Origin of the sequence: Pedobacter sp. (genome assembly GCF_040513095.1) — a bacterium.
Classification (GTDB): Bacteria; Bacteroidota; Bacteroidia; order Sphingobacteriales; family Sphingobacteriaceae; genus Pedobacter.
On sequence record NZ_JBEVDX010000183.1, the window covers coordinates 26262 to 43414 of the forward strand.

Below are 17153 nucleotides of genomic sequence, written 5' to 3' on the forward strand. Positions count from 1 at the left end.
ATGTTTAAAGAAACAGCATCATGATTTAAACTAATCCTTACGATCATGGCCGAATTAAACACCACTTCCAGAGACAGAAAAGAAATTCCAAAAGTAGATCTGACAGCAATGGTTGATCTTGCTTTCCTGCTGATTACTTTCTTTATGCTCACTACCTCCCTGCAAAAAAATGAAGCAATGGACATCGTGAAACCAGATGAGAATGACGATTTTGCTTTTACTGAGTTGCCCGCCTCAAGAACGATGACAATTCTATTAGGAAAGAAGGATAAAGTTGCCTGGTATATGGGCGAAGCAGGAAAAGCTAGTCCACGCATCGCAGACTATAAACAAATCAGACAATCAATCCTGGCGAGTCAGTTAAAACTTAACTCAGGCAATAGAACCGGCAATAAATCTCTGATCGTGGTAATCAAACCAACATCCGGGGCAACTTATAAAAATTTTGTTGATATCATGGATGAATTACATGTCGCAAAGATCACCTCTGCACCAGCAATTGATGATGACCACATTACTCCAGAAGAGCAAACTTTTATGAAAGAGAAGAAGATCTTATAATCACAGAGCCTCGCATTAATATCAGTTGATATCCTCATTTAGAAAATGATAACAAGAATGACTATGCGATAAGGTTAAACCCCAGGTTTCCCTTCTCTTGCCCATTAACGATAATGGAAACCTGGTGTTCGCCAGGATGAAAAACACGGGTAGTAATCAATCTAAAGGATTGCTTCCTGTGAATGTTTACCGTTACACCAGGCTCATAAACCTTTTCGCTGATTTTGAAGACTTTCCTGGCAAGATGTCCCTTTGATTTTTGATAGTATATCCCATATTCCAGTCTCACAGTATGTTTTGCCAGGTTCTGGTTCGTAATAGAAAATGCAAATTCAACACTGTCCCCGATTTTTACTTCCGGGGTAAGTATCCTGAAATCCTGCACAGCTATATTTTCACTCTGCAGTCCGTACTGCTTTAAAATCTCTGAGTGTCCCTGCTTTAACAAGGTGCGGCATCCATGCTTAATAATTGCATCAGTTTCTTTACTGATCCCCCGCCAGCGCTTCGCCAGGGCAATCACTACATCAGGATGATCCTTAGCAATATCATTGATGCTGTTGGCAACGCTCCTTCTCACTGATTCCGAGGGATCTGTTTTGAGGTTTTCCAGGATAGGCATGATCGGTTCAGGATTGAGTTTCAATGCAGGAATTGCCATTGCCCATGGCAGCCTTGGCCGGCTACCCTCACTGGCAAGCCTCCTAACGGTATGCTTTTCATGGGTAGACCATTTGAGCATCTCGCTGATCATCAGATTCCCATATTTCAGGATAAACGGCCGTACGGCAAACTCGCAACTGATAAATTGGGTGATAAATTCAAAGGCTTGTACAGAATGGTCCAAATCATCAAGCCCATAAGTTTCAATATAATCCGGCAGAAATATATATTCCAGTCCGCCCTCCCCCGGTCTGTCTGCTCTTAGTTTTCCTATAATTTTCATGATCAACCGCACAGCTTCAGGAAAATCCACAGCCAGGAACTGATGGAAAACCCTTGTAGTATGTTTCATCCGGTCTTTCCACTCTTTGTCATCAAAGTTATCTCCAGATATTCCGTTGATAAACCCTTCCTTATCGAAAGCAGGAACTACATACTTAACGGCGTCTCCGAATTTATTGTAGAAAACAGGAGAATAGATATCTTTAATTAAGCCCATAAAACAAAGTTATCTTATTATCTTAAAATATAGAACAAAGGGACTGCAAAAGGGGTTTAGCATCAAATAGATATTTAAATACTACCTTGTGGTAAATAATCCCCCTCGGTCATTTACCACAGCAGCATGAATACAGATATCAATGTAATATTAAGACAACTCACAGATCAGTCGGACGAAATTTGTTTTATATACAATATAATTGACGGACGTATCGATTACGTCAACCAAGCATTTGAAACCATTACCAAAAGAGAACGCAAAGGACTGATTGAAGATCCAAAGGCTCTCCTGAAAATTGTTCATAAAGAGGATTTGGCTTATTTGAAAAATGCTCTTCAGCATTTGCTGGAAAAGAAAGAAGCCAGTCTATTAAACTTCAGGATCTTGCAGCCAGACCACAATGAGCGGTGGATCAGGCTAAAGATTTTGCCGATTATTGAAGAAGGTGAGCTCATGTACCTTACCGGTAAGGGCGAGGATGACTCTGCAAGGAAAGCAAGCATCTTCAACATGCAAAAAATAAATGGCTGGAAAGATGCCAATCTGGAAATCCTTTCTCATGATTTACGTGGTCCAATAGGATCAGTGCAGATGCTGACTTCCATTATCGACAAGAAAATACCCAATAACCCCGAACTTCAAAAGCTTACCAGTATGATCACAGATATTTCTAAACGTAATATCGATCTCATACAAACATTACTGACAAACGAGTTCCTGGCAACAGCAGAAGTAGAATTAAGCAAAGAGCGTTTAGATGTAGTTTGGGAGATCAATCAGGCTATGGATATATACATTCTGTCGAGAGAAAATATGCAAAAGCAGATTAAGTTTACGCATTCCCATGATCAGATCTATGCTGAGGTTGACAGTATGAAATTTCTTCAGATTATTAACAACCTTGTTTCTAATGCTATTAAGTTCACCGCTGAGAACGGGCATATAAAAATTCATGTAGAAAAACTGGAAACTTCATTCCTGGTTACCGTGCAAGATAATGGAATAGGCATTCCCAAGAGCCTTCAGCCTATCCTCTTCAAAAAATACACCAAAGCAGGAAGAGAAGGCTTAGAGGGCGAAGAATCCGTTGGTCTGGGTATGTGGATTGTAAAAACGCTGACAGAAGTTCATGATGGCAAAGTGTGGTTTGAAACGGAAACCAAAAAGGGCACTACTTTTTATGTCGAGATCCCTTTGGGCAACTTTCTACTTTGATATCGGCTTATAACTGACCGCCTCATTCTTTGGCGTAAAGTTTTTCCAATTTTTATTCAGCTCCTCTCCCTTTTGAACAGTTGCAACAATATCGCCTCAAGGATACGATCAGAAAATTTGCAGGAATGAAGCGTACATCACAAATTTTAGCTAAAGCGTTAACCCATCCTTTCAGATCAGATACCTGTGGCATTTTAGATTACCCTTTTGAATCGATTCTAGCCAAGTATCCCGATTTCAATAGAGTTGCCGGGATTATCTCATTGCCAGCGGCATTCGACGTTGCGGCGGAGGAAATGCCTGATCTAGCAGTGTAATCTCGTCGGTGGAAAGCACAATATCAAGCGCTGCCCGGTTTTCACGGATGTGTTTTGGGTCACTTGCTTTCGGGATGACTACTACTCCCTGCTGAATGAGCCAGGCTATGGCTATCTGGGCCGCGGATGCATTATGTTGTTCGGCGATTCCGGTAAGGGCAGGCCGATCCAGAAACCCTTTCTGATCACGAGGCGAACTCTCAATAGGTGAGTAACTCATAATGGGCAGGCCATTCTCTGCAGACCAGGGCAGCAGGTCCCATTCAATGCCGCGGTTTACCAGATTGTACATCACTTGATTTGTCGCAATCTCATAACCGCCCGTCAGGGACATAGCTTTCTGCATCCCTTTCAGATCAAAATTACTTACTCCATAATCCAGGATGAGCCCTTCTTTTTTAAGGGTCTGAAAAGCCGCAAGTGTTTCTGAAAGCGCAACTGATCCTGGCCAATGCAGCAGATAAAGATCGAGGTAATCTGTTTTTAACCTTTCCAGGCTTCGCTTGCAGGCTTCAACAGCCCCTTTCGCAGAAGCGTTATGGGGATAAACCTTACTTACCAGAAATACTTCCTCCCTCCTCCCCTCTATGGCTTCTGCAACTACCTTCTCGGCACCTCCTTCCCCGTACATCTCAGCAGTATCAATAAGGTTCATACCCAGGTCTAAACCGAGACTTAGACCATCTATCTCTGTCCGACGCTTTGCAGCATCTTCTCCCATTCGCCATGTACCCTGACCCAGAACGGGGATTGATTTTCCTGAAGGAAGTTTTAGTGTTTTCATACCAATCGAACAACAGCAATATGGTTTTGTTTATTTTTCTAATCAGGACATATGATTTCCATAATAAGTTGTCCGCGATCCAGAAGAAGTATAAGAACAAAAGGAATATGACCCGCCCCCTCTTTGCAAATAAATTTAAAATAGCGCAGCTGATACCGGAAAGGGAATTATCTGATGAAAAGAAGGGAATGCTATGAAATTTTTGTTTTATTGTATAAACTCTGAATTTCAGGAAGAGAGTAACAAATTTTATTACAAAGTTAAATTATCAATAAACAGGAATACCTAAGAAATAACATTTGATGAAATTATAATAGCACAGGTCAGATTACAGGGGAAAAGGCTTGGTACAATAGAAGTAAAAAGGCTCAGCTTCAAAGAAGCAGAAACAATAGCGAAAAAGATGAGATCAAAAGGATGATTAAAGATCAAGGATTCAAAAATGAAGAAATCGTTGATTTCGCAGAGACATCGTGAAGCCTGGTGAAAAGGCTGAAAAAAAAATGCCTCTTCTCATCAGTTACATTTCTGAGATCTATAGAAATCAGCAGATCAATGCTTACCTCAAAATAATGAGAGATCAGCTTTAGAATATCAAGCGGCGGTTCAGACTTCCCTTCTTCATATTTCGCATAACGGGCCCTACTAATAATCAAATCATTGGCTACACACAGCTGAGAGCATTTTTTCTGTGCCCTCAGGTATCGTAGATTTTCTGACAGTATTGACATATTGCTAATATTTATAGTACGAAAATAGCAATTAATACTAAATTAGATAGTATTTTTGTGAGATATTTTATTTACCTGTTATGGAAAGGGCGATTGTACACATGGACCTGGATACATTTTTTGTATCCTGTGAGAGAAAGATGAATTCTGAATTGAAAGGTATTCCCCTTATAATTGGCGGAGGCGACCGCGGTGTAGTAGCTTCATGCTCCTATGAAGCACGCTTTTTTGGCGTAAGGTCGGCCATGCCGATAAAAATGGCCATGATGCTTTGCCCCCAGGCTAAAGTTATCAAAGGAGATATGGGAGAATATTCAAAATTGTCCCACGATGTAACCAAGGTCATCGAAGAGAAGGCTCCTATAATGGAAAAAGCAAGTATTGACGAGTTTTACCTGGACATCACGGGAATGGATAAGTTTTACGGAGCCTATGCCTGGACGGATGAGCTATCGAAATCCGTCACTAAAGAAACAGGACTGCCTATGAGCTTTGCCCTGTCTGTCAATAAAACAGTATCAAAAATCGCTACCGGCGAAGGGAAGCCCCTGGGCAACCTGGAAATCCCGGAACGGAAAGTGCGGTCTTTCCTGAACCCCCTTTCCATCCGCAAGATCCCCATGCTCGGAGAGGTCACGTTTAATCTCCTCTCCAGGATTGGAATAAGGAACATTCAGACCTTGTCTGAAATGCCACCAGAAGTGCTGCAGCAGATGATCGGAAAAAACGGACTGGAATTATGGAAGAAAGCTAACGGTATAGACCACAACCCTGTAGAGCCCTACACGGAACGAAAATCCATTTCCACTGACCAAACCTTTGAGCAGGATACCATAGATATCCACAAAATCAGATCGCTGATGGTGGGCATGGTAGAAAAACTTGCTTTCCAGCTGCGCTCAGAGCAATGGCTCACTTCAACGGTAACGGTAAAAATCAGGTATGCGAACTTTGATACAGAGACCAGGCAATGCAAAGTGGCTTACACTTCTGCAGATCACACCCTGACAAGGGTGGTGAAGGAATTGTTTGAAAACCTGTACAAACGGCGCATGCGCATCAGGTTAGTCGGTATTAAACTCAGCGGATTAGTGAGGGGAACCTACCAGATCAACATCTTTGAAGATACAGTAGAGATGATGGCCCTGTACCAGGCTATGGACAAAATGAAAAAAAGGTTTGGCGAGAAAGCAGTGATGCGCTGTGCAGGCTTAAACACTAAAACGAAATAGCATGTATCTGAACTGTCACTCTTTCCATAGCCTGCGCTACGGCACAATCCCCTTGAACGAGTTAATAGCACAGGCGCTCGCCAATAAGGTTACTGCACTGGCTTTAACGGATATAAATACTGTTACCGGGATCTACGAACTCATTAAATTCTTCACAGATATCAGGAACAAGCTTGATGACATAGCCAAAAAACGGGCAAGAATTGGAGCCGACTATGACAAGTCGCTGAGCGAAGAACAAAAGGCAGAACTTTTGTACATGGAGGCTGCAATTCAGACAAAACCCCTGGCCGGCATAGAATTCAGGTATGAAAATCAGCTCCGCTATATCGGACTTGCAAAAAATCAGGCAGGACTTGGCGAAATGAACCGTTTTCTCACTCAGCATAATTTCGAAGGCACTCCCCTGCCCGCTGCTGCCCCTGATTTTGAAAATGTAATTATCATTTATCCGGTGGAAAACCTGCCTGAAGAGTTAAAATCACATGAATACGTGGGTATCAGGCCAGAGCAGCTCTTGTTATTGTATCATACAAAATGGTCTGCACTGCTTGATAAAATGGTGATACTCCAGCCCGTTACTTTTCGCAACAAAAAGGAATTTAACCTGCACAGAATACTCCGCGCAATAGATACAAACGTAATACTTTCGCGGTTGACCGAGGAGGATTACTGTAAAACAAGCGAGTTTATGCAGCCTCCGGAGATTCTGATTGCGCAGTACACAGATTACCCACAGATCATCGCCAATACCCAAAAGGTAGTTGAAGACTGCAACTTTGAATTTGATTTCAAAACACCAAAAAACAAGAGATTCTACACCCAGGACAAACAAAGTGATATTGACTTACTGCGCAACCTTGCCTATCACGGATTAGAAAAAAGATATGATAACAAACTCCCCGAAGAAAAACTAAGAGCCAGGGAAAGGGTAGACAAGGAACTAAAGGTAATAGACGAACTGGAATTCAGCGGTTACTTCCTCATTAACTGGGATATTATCAGGTATAGCAACAGCATGGGTTTCATGCATATCGGCAGGGGCAGCGGCGCCAACAGTATCGTGAGTTATTGCCTGGGGATCACTGAAATCTGCCCTCTCGAGCTGGATTTATACTTTGAGCGTTTCCTTAACCTGAACCGTAAAAGTCCGCCCGACTTTGATATAGACTGGAGCTGGAAAGAAAGGGATACGATCCTGGAATATATCTTCACCCGCTATGGGCGCGATCACGTGGCTTTCTGCGGTACAAATGTAGAATTCAAATACCGGTCGATCTTAAGAGAAGTAGGCAAGGTTTTCGGCCTTCCTAAAGAAGAACTGGATGCGCTGGCGATAAACCCTATGCACCTGCACGACAAAAACTCTATAGTGGCCCAGGTACATAAATATGGTGAAATGATGGAGAAATACCCCAATCAGCGGAGCATGCACTCCTGCGGGATCCTTATTTCTGATGAACCGATCACCAACTACACCGCACTGGAAATGCCGCCGAAGGGCTTCCCCATTGTACAGTTCGACATGCATGTGGCAGAAGAAATCGGCTTTGAGAAATTCGATATCCTGAGTCAGCGTGGTATAGGCCACATTGACGACAGTGTGAAGCTAATCGAAAAAAACCAGGGAGTAAGGATAAACATTAGAAACAACGCCATCTCCCTGAACAATGCCAGATGCAACACCTATCTTGAAAGCGGCAAAACTATTGGCTGTTTCTATATCGAAAGTCCAGCCATGCGCGGGCTGCTCCGCCGGTTGAAGTGTAACGACTACAAAATCCTGGTAGCTGCCTCTTCTATCATCCGCCCAGGAGTTGCCCAAAGCGGGATGATGAAGGAGTATATTTTCAGGCATAACTATCCGGATAAGTTTGATTACTTCCACCCTGTGTTTAAAGAACAACTTGGCGAAACCTATGGGATCATGGTTTACCAGGAGGATGTAATCAAGATAGCCCTGTACTATGGAGGCCTGCCAGCCGAAGATGGCGATATCCTGCGCAGGGCGATGAGCGGCAAGGGAAGGTCTAAAGCTGCACTGCAAAAGGTGAAAGACAACTTTTTTGATTCCTGTAAAGCACAGAGTCATCCCTTGCTACTGAGCCAGGAAATCTACCGCCAGATTGAGTCTTTCGCAGGATATTCCTTTTGCAAAGCGCATTCCGCATCCTACGCAGTGGAAAGTTACCAGAGTTTGTACCTCAAAGTACATTACCCGATCGAGTTTATGGTGGCGGTGATCAATAACCAGGGAGGTTTTTACCGGACAGAAGTTTATATACACGAGGCAAGGATGTGTGGAGCGGTGGTCCTTAACCCATGCGTTAATAAAAGTGAATACGAAACCACTTTATACGGAGTGGATGTTTACCTCGGGTTTATGCACCTGGAGGGTTTACAGTCGAAACTCGCAAAGCTAATTATCGAAGTCCGTGAGCGCAATGGCTTCTACCTCTCCCTGGAAGACTTCATTAACCGCGTGCCTATTGGAATTGAGGGGATCCAGATCCTGATTTTTATCGGCGCCTTCCGCTTTACCGGCAAAACAAAGAACCAGCTGCTGGTAATCGCAAGGTTGATCCTTGTGAACTTTAAACCAGAAAACCGGGGACTGATGCTGATCCAGGAACCACTGAAGGACTACAAATTGCCCGTACTGGAGCGTTCTATATTTGAAGACGCCTTCGATGAGATTGAACTGCTGAGTTTCCCAGTGTCCTGCAGCCCCTTTGACCTGCTGCAAACGAAGTTCAGGGGCGATGTAATGGCGAAAGACCTTGTGAACCACAAGAAGAAACAAGTGAAGATGATGGCTTACCTGATTTCCAGGAAACATGTCCCTACCAAAATTGGCGCAATGTATTTTGGGACATGGATAGATGTAGAGGGCGAATTATTTGATACTGCCCATTTTACAGACAGCCTGGCAAAATATCCTTTCCAGGGAGGCGGGTGTTACCTGCTGCTGGGAAATGTAGAGGTTGATTACCATTTCCCCACGGTGACCATTGTGAAAATGGCCAAGATGCCTTTTATTCCAGACCCGAGATTTTCTAATTCTGACGAACGGCAGTATAAGACACATCAAAATATTAAGGAGGATGTGAGCATGACCAACAGGGCACCTTATCCTCAGGCTCAGGACATCAATCTGCCGCGACAGAAGATGAGATAATGAAAGAACAGGAACTTTGGTTTAAACTATCCGCAGTGAATTGATGGCCATCACCCACTCGTCTTTACCACAATTTGGACAAGGCTGAGCGCTGGCAATAGTAAGCACATTGCCACAATATGTACAGGCATAGTTTCCTGCAAGGCTGATGTCTTTTGATTTTTCACTGTAAACCTTTGGAAATATAGGCAGTCCCATTTTCACCTCGTCCTGATCGAAAAAGAGAAAACTTACCTGCCCGTTAGATTCAAGCAAAGCAGTCTTTACCTGGCCCAAGTGTTCGATGCTTTGCGCCCGCATCTCAGCAAAGAACTCATCCTTCGCAAAATTTGAATCGCCTCCTTCTTCAAGACTAAATTTACCATCTTCAACGATGTATACAGGTTCTCCTTCCAGCAAATTTTCTATTTTCTCATTTTTAGCTGCCAGGTAAGTGATAACACGATACATTAACAGGATCACCACAAAAACAAGTAAGGATGGCAAAATCGCCGACTCACTATTTAGCATAGGATCACCGGCTGCAGAGCCCAGTGCGATAATGATAGCAACCTCAAAAATGCTGAGCTGCCTCACACCTTTCTTCCCCGTAGAACGGAGAAAGATCAGCACAAATAAAAACATCACAAATGTTCTTGTAATGATTTCTATCAGAAGGGAAAAATCAAAGTCCTTCAAAAAAACGTTATTCCAATCAATATTTAACATTTGATAATTTTATAAATTAATACCGGATTACAACACTATTTTACCAGGGTAAACAAATCTTTCCTGCCATCTTTATTGGCAGTGAGCAATCCTTTACTTTTTAATGAAGAGAGTACTGCACCTATTTGTTTGACAACTTTTGTAACATCGTTATCATCATAGACGGCCAGGACTTCTGCAATCTCATCTTTAGATAATTCCTTACCGGCTTCATCTAATATAAATGCTATCTTTTCATTCAGAGTTAGATTTGAATGATATTCCTCCGGTACAACCAGTAACGGATGTTCTTTCAAAACAGCTTTGGGTTTTTCTAATTTCACACCCAATGCTGCCAGGGCAGCGGTTAAATTTTCAATTGTTTTTAAATCGCTGTCAACATCTTTCTGAGATTCCTTCTTTATTTTATTGGCATGTTGTACTGCTTCTTTATATGCAGTTTCCAATTCACTTTGTTTAACAGCAGCAGCACTTTGTAATGTAAGTATTTCGCTCTTTATGAGTTCTGCAACTTTATTTGTTGATTCCATAACTTTGATTTATGGTTCAAGTATAAGGAATATAAATGACAATAAAAAAGAAATACAATGATTTTGTTTTACATGTTAAGTCCACATTGATTATATTACTTTTTAAAAGTATAAATCCAAAGTTTAGATATCTATAGAACCACAACGAAGATCAGGTGAATTTCAATATCACCTTCCAGATAAAACTTAATACAACAACTTATTATAAAATATAAAACGCAGAATAAGGTTATTCAATTCCACATATTAGATTATAACATACCAGCAGTAGTATGTTTTAATAAAAAATAATAAACTAAATACATCTTTTTATATTATATCATATAATATGTTTATATGATTTCTACTTACTCATTTATATGAGTTTTATAGTGATTTATCATAAACTAAATTACAAAATAACATAACAAAATAAATTCCATTGATTAACAACTACTTATAATTATAAACAAGATTTATATTTATATCAATAAATACATGTTTAATGAAGTTTTGATATCAATATAATTGAATATAATTACCTCAATAACATTCATAAAATCTTATTTTAGCACTACCCTACCCTATCAATCCTAGCTATATTTCCCGTCAATACACTGATTTAAAAAGGAAAATATGCTGCAGCATAATCAATCATTTCATTTATATAATAAAATCTATCAACTCAGAAATGAAAACAACATAAACAATACTTTACATGATTTTTTTAAATTCATAATCCTCATAATTAAGATCTGAAATACCGGTTCTACTATTGTCATTCCATATATATAACTATGTTAAATAATTCATATATTACAAATAATATATCAAACTTAAACCAATAAATTTTGTTGCTAATTAAGTATGACCAAAAAGCAAACCCCATCCTATCTTAATTTTGATATAGACAAATATCCATGGAAATCTGGAATTGATTACAGGAAAAATCCTGAAGCCTACCGTGTTGGAAAAGGTGAGCAGGGCGTATTAATATGTGAGCCCTATAAAACTGAAATTGGAATTCACTGGCGCTTTAAAACTCCGGATATTGCTACCGAAAGCAGTGAGTTTATATTTAAACTTTTTGAACAGTATATAAAAGACAGTGACTTTGTTGGGGCTGATATGGCAAGAAAGTTTTTACAGATGGGTTATACACGCGCGAGAAGATATGCCAATTATAAAGGTGGCAGGAAATATGATAAAACTAATGGATATGCCGAACTGGAACGCGGTACCGGCGAAGAACAGAAAGCAGCATCAGCTGCTATCTTTTACAAAAGATGGAAGGATGCAGAAGCTGATCCTTTATATATAGAAATGAAAGCAGACTGGAAAAACCAATGGGGATAAAATTGTAACTTTTTGCTCAGACACCCCCGCCCTACGTAGGTCAGACAAGACCATTAAGTGTTTCTTTATATTATCACTTAGCTTCAATAAAAGAGTCGTAATCCCCCTCGGACACCTTCTTCCGGCTCAATGCAATTTCAAAAAACTTATCGGTTACTATTCCGGCAAATTAATAAAAACCATTTCCTTAGGAACAGGGTTGTCTTATCAGTTTTAACATTAATTCAAGACAATGACTAATCAGCATATAAAAAAAGCCGCCAGGATCGCTTTAGGTGCAAACCTTGTTTTCGCCGGCATCAGCCATCTTACTTTTGCCAGAAAAGCTTTCAGGGCGCAGGTTCCCGACTTCGTTCCACTTAAGAAAGATGACACAGTAGTTTATTCTGGTTTCGTAGAAATAGCCATGGGGGCTGCACTTATATTCACACCTGAAAAACATGCACAAAAAGTTGGTCAGGTTGCTGCCGCTTTTTTCACCGCAGTATTACCGGGAAACATAGCTCAGCTTACCCATCACAGAGATGCATTTGGTTTGAACACCGATGAAAAACGTTTTTTGAGATTATTTTTTCAGCCCGTACTGGTTTACTGGGCGCTTAAAAGCACCTCGCCCGCCAAGCCTCTTCAAAGACTAAAGAAACTGTCTTAATGCAAAGCATGCCGCTTTGGTCAGCAAGGCTAATACAAGGTATTGAAGTCTTCCATCCGGCTGCCTTCGGCCACCAGCTGTTTAATCAGGTTACGGCCGCTCATCCACCGTTTTAAACGGTTGATTGTCTGAATCCCCGTCCTGTCCTTCAGCTCATTGTCCTGCAGGTAATAGTCTGGCATGAAAGTCTTCATTGCATTATGAATCTCGGCTATATTTCCATTTAATATCAGCTCGGGACTGACTTTTACCAGGTCAGCCAGCGCTTCGGCCATTGCTGCTGCATAATAAGGACAATTCCAGTCGTGCCTGTACGGCTCATCACCTTTGACATTTACCTTCTGAAGCGGATGTGACAGATCTTCTACAATTTCTATTATTGCCTCTCCAAATACCTGCGTGTATTCTGTAATAAAATGGTTCCACCATCTGGGATGCTGGGGTAGTTCTTTCAGCAAAGTATCGCATACCATCACCCTGCAGGGGAAGTCGGGCCGGGAAGGATCCATCACCAGAAGGGATACTCCAAAGTGGCCTTCCTGCGGTGAATGCCTGCTGCAGATCACAAAAATCTGAACTTGCGTTTCTCCGGCTTCGCCTAATACTGCAGTAAGCTCTCTTACTTCTTTCAGGCGGTCTTCCAGAAATCCGCGCTTAAAGACCACATGCAGGTTCCCCTCAGATTTCGCGGTACAGCGCTTACTGTGCTGATCAACTACATTTCCATTAGCTGATCTGCTGGTAAAGTGGTTGCCACTGTTGTAACGGATTTCTTCAGATCCAGCTGGATAGGTATTGATATCCGCTGTATCTCCAGCCGGTGTCTGTTTGTTTGGCTGCACCGAACGGAAGGGGATATGCATTTGTTCACTGTCCATTCTGCGGGCCAGGTTATATATCCGCTGTTCAGTACGCGAAAGTAATGGATCTCCGCTAAGGGGATCAAAATGCACAACTTCCACGCGCCTGCCCAAATGCCTGGCAATACACTTGTTTTCCAGGATTGCCTGGATAGGATGTGCCGTATGCAGGAAGAAGTCCCGCAAAGCATCATTCTCAAGGTACTGTTCAAGTGTCTGGTCGAACCGCAGGAGCGTTAAATCCCCGTTAAACTGAATCCAGGACCGCAAAAAGCGTTGGATTTCCCGTTCAAAACGACGATTAGCTGCTTCCGCAACGTGTTTGATGCAAATTTTTGGCTCCATAAAATTTTTTGAGGGAATAAAACAGACAGCAAGGACAAAAACTTAGTGACTGTGAGAAATCCACATCCAATATAACCAAGTTTTTATAGAAAAACCAATAAGAAATAAACATTTTTTATGATCTGCATTCATTATTCAGGACAAATAAATAATAATGAACCGGTTAGCTTTCAGAGGAAGAATTTGCGGAGTTTTTTGTATCTTATTGGTCATATGTTGCGAAATTTTGACACTTTCCAACTTGATCATGTTTTTCTTCAATTTTCCAAAATGCACATATAGCACTGTCCTCCAAAACAACAAGGGCCAAGATGTGTGCAGCAGGAGGTAGTTATAGCGTTCAGGAAAAAAGAATTTAATAGCTTTGCATCAAAAGCGGTTTTAAACATCAACGGCTTATTGAATTTATTTAACCAACATATGAACTGGATACTATTAATTATCGGTGGTTTGTGCGAAGTAGGTTTTGCCTTTTGTCTGGGCAAAGCGAAGGATACAACAGGCACCGGAATGTATGGCTGGTATGCCGGATTTTTGGTCATGCTTTTCTTAAGTATGGGCCTGCTGATCAAAGCTACGCAAACACTGCCTATCGGTACCGCTTATGCAGTTTGGACAGGAATTGGTGCGGTTGGTACAGTATTGGTTGGTATCCTCGTATTCAAAGAACCTGTCACTTTCCTGAGAATTCTGTTTCTCCTCACGCTCATTGGCTCAATTATCGGACTGAAAGCGGTCTCGCATTAGCAGCAGATTATGATTTTTCTACATTTAGGTTCAGACTTGCCCGCATGCCCTTTTCATAGCTTGTTGGTGTAAAGGAAAATGTTTCACAGAATTTGGTGCTGTCAAAAAAGTAATCCTGTTTGTTCTGATATTGCATCTCTACCAACTCTTTCATCGTCTTGTTAAAAATACCGATCAAAGACAATATAAATGTACTGAGCAGCAGATAGGAGTTCTTCACATGCGCCATTTCTGCGGCCATTTTTATAAACTGCCTTCCCGTAAGCCGTTCTGCGGATGTAGGCAAGTGCCAAACCTGACCGTATGCACTATCAGTGTTTCCCAGTAAAGCAGTTGCTTTCGCAGCATCAGGGCTATAAGTAAATGAATGAACTTTGTCAGCACTGCCCTGCCACATAGCCTTTTTACCAGTAGCTACATTATCCAGGACTAAAAGGTTGAGTATTCCATTCTTTGCATCAGGACCGTAAAAATCTGCGCATCTTGCAATCACTGCTTTCAGGTTTTTATGCAGAATAGCGTCATTGATCAGCGCTACATTCTGCGCCCTTACTTTCCCTTTTTCAGATGGCGGATTGATCTGGCTTTCTTCGGTCATGTAAGGAATAGCATCCTTATCATACATATATACATTGTCGAAAAAAACCAGTTTTGCATTGTATTGAAGACAGCCCTCAATCACATGCGTCACCAGAGTGTTCCATTGCGATTGCCACACCTTTAAATCATATCTGAAGCCCACAGTAAGATAAACTACGTCCGATCCTTCTATAGCCTTCAGTACATTTTCTCTTATTGATAAATCCAGCGCCATGAGCTCGTCATCTGCATTTACTATTTCAGGATGGCGAGAAACTAACCTGATTTGATCAGTGTACTGTTTTAATTCTTTTGCCAGGTAGCGCGAAATATCGCCTCCGGAACCTAATATCGTTTGCATAAATCTAAATTTTGATACAACAAAAGTAGCGGAAGCCCCCTGCTCAAAACGATGACTTAAGTTAAGCTTTTTCAGTAATTATAATTCTTTTGCGGATCCGGCTCAGGCTTTCAGGAGCTAAACCCAGGTATTGGGCAATGTACCTTTGCGGCACCCTTTGCAGCAAATGGGGGTTAAATTGTACCAGTTCCCGAAACAGGTTTTCCGGAGAAAGCGAAAGCATCGATTGTATTCGTTTGATATTATCTGTTGCTACCTTTTCAATAATAGCCCTGCAAAGCCCGGCGATTGCAGTGGATTGATTGAGCACTTGCATTAAATCTGAACACTTGATGACCAGGCATTCCGTCGGCTCCAATGTGATGAAATTTGTGACCGACCGGGATTTGCGCGAAAAGCTTTCTATATCAGTGAAAAATTCCGATTCAAAACTAAAACTAGATGTTTTATCCACACCGTCTTCCTTTGAAAAGTATTGTCTGACAGCTCCCTTCAGTATAAAATGAAGCTCATAAGCTATTTCTCCCTCCCGTAACAAAATGCTGTTCCTTTTATACTTACGGGGTTGAAATAAAGAGAATAACGGTGCAGCTTCCTCCTGTGTGATATCCGTCAATTTTCCAATGGCATCAAAAAACAACATGTTCATCCTGCAAAATTAACGTATTATTTTCTCGCCTGGACCAGAAGTTCGGTATTCAGTCGCACATACTCCGGAATTTTAGCTTCAGTTGCTAATTTTATGCCTGCAGCTGCACTCTCTGCTGCACCTTTTTTATCACCGTTTTTCAGTTGCATACGTCCTTTCCACAGTTTGGTCCATGGCCCTTTGGGATCTGCGATTTCGGCCTGATTCATCCATTCCAGCGCTTTGCTCAAATCTTTTCCATTTTCATAATAATACTGTGCAGCCTGGAAGTAAGGTTTCTTCTCCCCTTTCATCGCTTCATCAATGCTTGCCATTACTTTCGTATCAATCTCAGTAGTCAAGTCTATTTTTACAAGTGTAGTTTCCCAGGCCAGCAGCAACTCAGCTTTTGTTGGAAAAACACTGGCAAAACCTATGGTGAATGTTTCCACTTTATCTTTACTATCATTCGCTTTTACCTTAACCCTTAAAAAATCCTCCGCTTCCTTGTACTCATATGCGCCCCACTGTTTGGTGTTTTTGTTCAGGATCACCGTCCATTCCCCTTTTTCAGGAACGGTAAACAAAGCATATTCTCCGGCAGGAACGGGCTTTCCTGCAAAAGTAACATCATCGGTAAAACTAATCACTGTAGCACTGTTTGCACCTGTACGCCATACTGTTCCATAGGGTTCCATCTTACCAAAAATAGCGCGTCCCTTAGTATTTGGACGTGAATAAGTTATTGTAATCTTGCCCAGGCCAAAATCCTGAACGATAGTTTGTCCTGAACTTGCCTGAGGCATTTTAACTCCCTGTGCCTTTATTTTAGCATTGACACACAGGCATAATAGCAATAAGAGTGTGGTTTTGAATGTAGTTTTCATGATAGATCTTATTTGGTTGACACGAAAATACACATCTGTTTCAAGCTTATAAAATTTTGATCGTACATTGCGTATACCGGTAGATTATTTTAGTAGTTCGGGAGTTGAAAAACGTGCAGTTGCGAAACCGTAAAGCCGCTTGAGAGTTGTAGAGCTTACCCTTTGACACGTAGTGTTGAGGATCGCCATGGAAAGTGTTTCAAAATCTTTGGGTGCAACACTTTTGATTGAGGCCGTTGCTAACCTGAGTCCTAGCAAATCAATATTCTCTTCCTCGTTCATAGGTTAAATACTTGGTTATAAATAAGACAACAGACCCCTTAAGGTCTGTTGAATAC

The 17153-nt window shown here is 41.4% G+C and carries 16 protein-coding genes; 7 read left to right on the plus strand and 9 right to left on the minus strand.

The features are described from left to right. Positions 1–45 precede the first annotated feature (45 nt). Positions 46–561: an ExbD/TolR family protein gene (locus ABWY16_RS20310; RefSeq protein WP_353906495.1), complete on the plus strand. Its 516-nt coding sequence runs from the start codon at positions 46–48 to the stop codon at positions 559–561. A 61-nt stretch (positions 562–622) separates the two neighbouring features. On the opposite strand, the gene ABWY16_RS20315 is transcribed toward ABWY16_RS20310, so the two are convergent. Further along, positions 623–1723: a DNA alkylation repair protein gene (locus ABWY16_RS20315; RefSeq protein ID WP_353906496.1), complete on the minus strand. Its 1101-nt coding sequence runs from the start codon at positions 1721–1723 to the stop codon at positions 623–625. Positions 1724–1849: 126 nt separating this feature from the next. Here ABWY16_RS20315 and ABWY16_RS20320 point away from each other — a divergent pair, with 126 nt between their 5' ends. Beyond that, the gene (locus ABWY16_RS20320) at positions 1850–2941 is read left to right on the plus strand and encodes a PAS domain-containing sensor histidine kinase (protein ID WP_353906497.1); all 1092 of its coding nucleotides are present in this window, start codon (positions 1850–1852) and stop codon (positions 2939–2941) included. A 255-nt stretch (positions 2942–3196) separates the two neighbouring features. Here the strand turns inward: ABWY16_RS20320 and ABWY16_RS20325 are convergent, their stop codons facing one another. Both ABWY16_RS20325 and ABWY16_RS20330 read right to left on the minus strand, forming a co-directional pair. Further along, the gene (locus tag ABWY16_RS20325; protein ID WP_353906498.1) at positions 3197–4042 is read right to left on the minus strand and encodes an aldo/keto reductase; all 846 of its coding nucleotides are present in this window, start codon (positions 4040–4042) and stop codon (positions 3197–3199) included. Positions 4043–4470: 428 nt separating this feature from the next. Next, positions 4471–4773, minus strand: a complete 303-nt coding sequence (locus tag ABWY16_RS20330) for a helix-turn-helix domain-containing protein (RefSeq protein WP_353906499.1) — start codon at positions 4771–4773, stop codon at positions 4471–4473. Positions 4774–4853: 80 nt separating this feature from the next. On the opposite strand from ABWY16_RS20330, the gene dinB reads away from it, so the two are divergent. Next, on the plus strand, positions 4854–6005 hold the full coding sequence (gene dinB / locus ABWY16_RS20335) for a DNA polymerase IV (protein ID WP_353906500.1): 1152 nt from the start codon (positions 4854–4856) through the stop codon (positions 6003–6005). Between the two features lies 1 nt (position 6006). Then, entirely contained in the window at positions 6007–9183 is a 3177-nt protein-coding gene (locus tag ABWY16_RS20340) for a DNA polymerase III subunit alpha (RefSeq protein ID WP_353906501.1), read from the plus strand. Between the two features lie 21 nt (positions 9184–9204). On the opposite strand, the gene ABWY16_RS20345 is transcribed toward ABWY16_RS20340, so the two are convergent. Both ABWY16_RS20345 and ABWY16_RS20350 read right to left on the minus strand, forming a co-directional pair. Next, complete coding sequence (locus ABWY16_RS20345; protein WP_353906502.1) at positions 9205–9891, minus strand: DUF421 domain-containing protein; 687 nt, start codon at positions 9889–9891, stop codon at positions 9205–9207. Positions 9892–9926: 35 nt separating this feature from the next. Continuing rightward, positions 9927–10421: a hypothetical protein gene (locus ABWY16_RS20350; protein WP_353906503.1), complete on the minus strand. Its 495-nt coding sequence runs from the start codon at positions 10419–10421 to the stop codon at positions 9927–9929. 846 nt (positions 10422–11267) lie between these two features. Here ABWY16_RS20350 and ABWY16_RS20355 point away from each other — a divergent pair. Further along, a complete protein-coding gene (locus ABWY16_RS20355; protein WP_353906504.1) occupies positions 11268–11756 on the plus strand; it encodes a DUF4385 domain-containing protein in 489 nt (162 codons plus the stop codon). A 232-nt stretch (positions 11757–11988) separates the two neighbouring features. Continuing rightward, entirely contained in the window at positions 11989–12408 is a 420-nt protein-coding gene (locus ABWY16_RS20360) for a DoxX family protein (protein ID WP_353906505.1), read from the plus strand. Between the two features lie 29 nt (positions 12409–12437). Here ABWY16_RS20360 and ABWY16_RS20365 read toward each other — a convergent pair whose 3' ends face one another. Further along, positions 12438–13613, minus strand: coding sequence for a hypothetical protein (locus tag ABWY16_RS20365; protein ID WP_353906506.1), 1176 nt, complete (start codon positions 13611–13613; stop codon positions 12438–12440). Positions 13614–14033: 420 nt separating this feature from the next. Here ABWY16_RS20365 and ABWY16_RS20370 point away from each other — a divergent pair, with 420 nt between their 5' ends. After that, positions 14034–14360 carry a DMT family transporter gene (locus ABWY16_RS20370; protein WP_353906507.1) on the plus strand — a complete coding sequence of 109 codons (327 nt, stop codon included), beginning with the start codon at positions 14034–14036 and terminating at the stop codon, positions 14358–14360. Between the two features lie 7 nt (positions 14361–14367). On the opposite strand, the gene ABWY16_RS20375 is transcribed toward ABWY16_RS20370, so the two are convergent. From ABWY16_RS20375 to ABWY16_RS20385, 3 genes are all read right to left on the minus strand, one after another. Further along, positions 14368–15300 carry an NAD-dependent epimerase/dehydratase family protein gene (locus ABWY16_RS20375; RefSeq protein ID WP_353906508.1) on the minus strand — a complete coding sequence of 311 codons (933 nt, stop codon included), beginning with the start codon at positions 15298–15300 and terminating at the stop codon, positions 14368–14370. Positions 15301–15361: 61 nt separating this feature from the next. Continuing rightward, on the minus strand, positions 15362–15949 hold the full coding sequence (locus tag ABWY16_RS20380) for a Crp/Fnr family transcriptional regulator (protein ID WP_353906509.1): 588 nt from the start codon (positions 15947–15949) through the stop codon (positions 15362–15364). Between the two features lie 17 nt (positions 15950–15966). After that, positions 15967–16815: a DUF2911 domain-containing protein gene (locus ABWY16_RS20385; protein ID WP_353906510.1), complete on the minus strand. Its 849-nt coding sequence runs from the start codon at positions 16813–16815 to the stop codon at positions 15967–15969. Between the last annotated feature and the right edge of the window lie 338 nt (positions 16816–17153).

Coding starts and splice junctions, on each gene's coding strand:
- ABWY16_RS20310 (WP_353906495.1), top strand. CDS start 46: ATGGCCGAATTAAACACCACTTCCAGAGACAGAAAAGAAATTCCAAAA.
- ABWY16_RS20315 (WP_353906496.1), bottom strand. CDS start 1,723: ATGGGCTTAATTAAAGATATCTATTCTCCTGTTTTCTACAATAAATTC.
- ABWY16_RS20320 (WP_353906497.1), top strand. CDS start 1,850: ATGAATACAGATATCAATGTAATATTAAGACAACTCACAGATCAGTCG.
- ABWY16_RS20325 (WP_353906498.1), bottom strand. CDS start 4,042: ATGAAAACACTAAAACTTCCTTCAGGAAAATCAATCCCCGTTCTGGGT.
- ABWY16_RS20330 (WP_353906499.1), bottom strand. CDS start 4,773: ATGTCAATACTGTCAGAAAATCTACGATACCTGAGGGCACAGAAAAAA.
- dinB (WP_353906500.1), top strand. CDS start 4,854: ATGGAAAGGGCGATTGTACACATGGACCTGGATACATTTTTTGTATCC.
- ABWY16_RS20340 (WP_353906501.1), top strand. CDS start 6,007: ATGTATCTGAACTGTCACTCTTTCCATAGCCTGCGCTACGGCACAATC.
- ABWY16_RS20345 (WP_353906502.1), bottom strand. CDS start 9,891: ATGTTAAATATTGATTGGAATAACGTTTTTTTGAAGGACTTTGATTTT.
- ABWY16_RS20350 (WP_353906503.1), bottom strand. CDS start 10,421: ATGGAATCAACAAATAAAGTTGCAGAACTCATAAAGAGCGAAATACTT.
- ABWY16_RS20355 (WP_353906504.1), top strand. CDS start 11,268: ATGACCAAAAAGCAAACCCCATCCTATCTTAATTTTGATATAGACAAA.
- ABWY16_RS20360 (WP_353906505.1), top strand. CDS start 11,989: ATGACTAATCAGCATATAAAAAAAGCCGCCAGGATCGCTTTAGGTGCA.
- ABWY16_RS20365 (WP_353906506.1), bottom strand. CDS start 13,613: ATGGAGCCAAAAATTTGCATCAAACACGTTGCGGAAGCAGCTAATCGT.
- ABWY16_RS20370 (WP_353906507.1), top strand. CDS start 14,034: ATGAACTGGATACTATTAATTATCGGTGGTTTGTGCGAAGTAGGTTTT.
- ABWY16_RS20375 (WP_353906508.1), bottom strand. CDS start 15,300: ATGCAAACGATATTAGGTTCCGGAGGCGATATTTCGCGCTACCTGGCA.
- ABWY16_RS20380 (WP_353906509.1), bottom strand. CDS start 15,949: ATGAACATGTTGTTTTTTGATGCCATTGGAAAATTGACGGATATCACA.
- ABWY16_RS20385 (WP_353906510.1), bottom strand. CDS start 16,815: ATGAAAACTACATTCAAAACCACACTCTTATTGCTATTATGCCTGTGT.